The sequence below is a fragment of the Streptomyces sparsus genome (assembly GCF_054776295.1).
This window is the reverse complement of record NZ_BAAHCA010000557.1, coordinates 1-3292: the sequence shown is the minus strand read 5'-3', so window position 1 is coordinate 3292 and position 3292 is coordinate 1. Positions and strand designations below refer to the sequence as shown.

2 protein-coding genes and 1 pseudogene are annotated in these 3292 nt (G+C 74.2%); 1 reads left to right on the top strand and 2 read right to left on the bottom strand.

From position 1 onward, the window contains the following. A pseudogene (locus ACYVE9_RS20130) lies at positions 1–468 on the top strand (hypothetical protein); the annotation flags it as partial. A gap of 124 nt (positions 469–592) precedes the next feature. On the opposite strand, the gene disA reads toward ACYVE9_RS20130, so the two are convergent. Then, positions 593–1651: a DNA integrity scanning diadenylate cyclase DisA gene (disA, locus tag ACYVE9_RS20125; RefSeq protein WP_461029285.1), complete on the bottom strand. Its 1059-nt coding sequence runs from the start codon at positions 1649–1651 to the stop codon at positions 593–595. Positions 1652–1733: 82 nt separating this feature from the next. Beyond that, positions 1734–3140, bottom strand: coding sequence for a DNA repair protein RadA (gene radA / locus ACYVE9_RS20120; RefSeq protein WP_461029284.1), 1407 nt, complete (start codon positions 3138–3140; stop codon positions 1734–1736). Positions 3141–3292 lie beyond the last annotated feature (152 nt).

The window sequence follows — 3292 nt, the reverse complement described above, 5'->3', positions numbered from 1 at the left end:
GGCGACGACGCGGAGGCCGGCGGCGCACAGGGCGCCGGGTCCGGGGGCGTGCCCGCGGTGGCGGGGCTGCCCGCCTGCCGTTCCGGTGCGGCGAAGCTGTCGCTGGTCAGCAGCAAGGACACCTACAAGTCCGGTGAACGCCCGGAGCTGCGCCTCACCGTCGAGAACACCTCGGGTTCCGCCTGCCGGGTGGACGTCGGCGGCAAGCAGGCGGTGATCACCGTGTCCGACGCGGACGACACCACGGTGTGGGCCTCCGACCACTGTCCGACGGGCAGCGGTTCGCAGCTGCTGCGGGTGCCGGCCCGGGACGACGTCACGCACCGGGTGCGGTGGGACCGCGAGCCCAGCGCCGCGAAGTGCGCCACGCCGTCGGCCGAGGCCGCGAAGCCCGGCACCTACCTGGCGGAGATCCAGGTCCCCGGCCTCGGCACCGCCCAGACGTCGTTCGTCCTCGCCGAGAGCTGACGCCCTCCGCCCGGCCCGCGCCACCTGAACCCGCCCGGGTCCAGGTGGCGCGGGCGGCACACGGTCGGAGGCCGAGGCAACGTTTCCGCTCCGGTGCGACGTGCGGCGCCGGACGGGCGCCGGGTCAGACGTAGCGTTCGAGGATCGAGGACTCCGCGAGGCGCGAGAGGCCCTCGCGGACCGAGCGGGCCCGGGCCTCGCCGACGCCGTCCACCGCCTGGAGGTCGTCGACGCTGGCGGCCAGCAGCTTCTGCAACCCGCCGAAGTGCTCCACCAGCCGCTCGATGACGGTGTTCGGCAGCCTCGGCACCTTCGCCAGTAGCCGGAAGCCGCGCGGCGACACCGCGGAGTCCAGGGTCTCGGGAGCGCCGCTGTAGCCCAGCGCCCTTGCCACCGTGGCGAGTTCGAGCAGTTCGGTGTGGGTGAGCCGGTCCAGGTCGGCCAGCGCGGTGGCCACCGTGCGGGTCCGCTTGCCCGACGGCTCGGGCACGTAGTCGCGGGCGACCAGCTCCCGCTCCGGCTCCACGCCGGCGATCAACTCGTCCAGCTGGAGCGACAGCAGCCGGCCGTCGGTGCCCAGCTCCACCACGTACTCGGCGATCTCGGTGGCGATCCGGCGCACCATCTCCAGCCGCTGCGCCACCGCGGAGACGTCGCGGACCGTGACCAGGTCCTCGATCTCCAGCGCGGAGAGCGTGCCGGCGACCTCGTCGAGCCGCAGCTTGTAGCGCTCCAGCGTGGCCAGCGCCTGGTTGGCCCGGGACAGGATGGCCGCGGAGTCCTCCAGGACCCGCCGCTGCCCGCCCACGTAGAGCGCGATGAGCCGCATCGACTGGCTGACCGACACCACCGGGTGGCGGGTCTGGATGGAGACCCGCTGGGCGGTCCGGTGCCGGGTGCCCGTCTCCTCCGTCTCGATGGACGCGTCCGGCACCAGCTGCACGCCCGCGCGGACGATCTTGGTGATGTCCTTGTCGAGGATCAGCGCGCCGTCGAGCTTGCACAGCTCCCGCAGCCGCGTCGCGGAGAACTCCACGTCCAGCACGAAACCGCCGGTGCACAGCGACTCGACGGTGCGGTCCATGCCCAGCACGATGAGACCACCGGTGTTGCCGCGCAGGACACGTTCCAGACCGTCGCGCAGGGCGGTGCCGGGGGCGACCGCGCTGAGTGAGGCGCGCATCAGCCCATCACCGGCTCCTGCCCGTTCGTTGACTGCCACGGCTCTCCTTCGGTCGTGCGTACGGGCGAGACCGGGGCAAAGTCTACCGGCGGCTGTCGGTGTCCGGCCCGGCCCTCCGCGCGGGCAGCACACCGAGAGCCTCTCCGATGTCCGCGACCTCCTTCACCCGCATGCCCGACGGCACCCTGCCCGGGTCCCCGGGGACCAGCGCGTGGGTGAAGCCGAGCCGGGCCGCCTCGGCGAGTCGCCGCTGCACCCCGGTGACCCGCCGGACCTCACCGGCCAGGCCCACCTCACCGATCGCCACCAGGTTCTTCGGCAGCGGCGTGTCGCTCGCCGCGCTGGCCAGCGCCAGAGCCACGGCGAGGTCCGCGGCGGGCTCGGAGAGCTTCACGCCGCCCACCGTGGCGGTGTAGATGTCCCGTTTGCCGAGCGCGCTGATCCGGCCGCGCTGCTCCAGCACGGCCAGCATCATCGACACCCGGGACGTCTCCAACCCGGAGGTGGTGCGGCGCGGTGAGGGGATCTGCGAGTCGACCGTCAGCGACTGCACCTCGGCCACGAGCGGGCGGCGCCCCTCCAGCGTCACCGTCAGGCAGGTGCCCGGTACCGGCGCGTCGCGACGGGTCAGGAACAGCCCGGACGGGTCGGTCAGGCCGGTGATGCCCTCGTCGTGCAGCTCGAAGCAGCCGACCTCGTCGGTGGCGCCGTAGCGGTTCTTGACGCCGCGGACCAGGCGCAGCCGGGCGTGCCGGTCGCCCTCGAAGCTCAGCACCACGTCCACCAGGTGCTCCAGCAGCCGCGGCCCGGCGATCGTGCCGTCCTTGGTGACGTGGCCCACCAGCAGGGTGGACATGCCGCGTTCCTTGGAGGCGCGGATCAGCGCCCCGGCGACCTCGCGGACCTGGGCGACGCCGCCCGGCGCGCCGTCGATCTCCGGTGAGGCGACCGTCTGCACCGAGTCCAGCACCAGCAGCGCCGGCTTCACCTCGTCGAGGTGGCCGAGCACCGCGGAGAGGTCCGTCTCGGCGGCGAGGTAGAGGTCGTCGTTGAGCGCGTGGATGCGGTCGGCCCGCATGCGGACCTGGCTCGCCGACTCCTCACCGGTGACGTAGAGGGTGCGCAGCTCGGGGCCGGCCGCCTTGGCGGCCACGTCCAGCAGCAACGTGGACTTGCCGACGCCCGGCTCACCGGCCAGCAGCACGACCGCGCCGGGCACCAGGCCGCCGCCGAGCACGCGGTCCAGCTCCGGTACGCCCGTCGAACGGGCCGTGGCCTGGGCGCCGCTCACCTCCGCGATCGGCAGCGCGGGCGCGGACACTCGGCCGGGAGCGGTGGTGCGGACCCGTGACGCCCCGCCGGCCTCCTCCACCGTTCCCCAGGCGTGGCACTCGGGGCAGCGGCCGAGCCACTTGGCGGTGGTGTAGCCGCACTCGGAGCAGCGGTACGAGGGGCGGTCCTTGGCGGACGTCTTGCGGGCAGCGGCCATGCGCCTCACCGTAACCGGGGGGTCGGACACCGCCGCCCCTGGCCGCCGGGGGCCCGGGGGGTCACCCCCGGGCAGCCGTGGATCGGACCCGCCATCCCCCGGCCGCTGGGGGCGCGCACTGGCCGACACGAGCGGGAGCGGTGCGGCCTGCG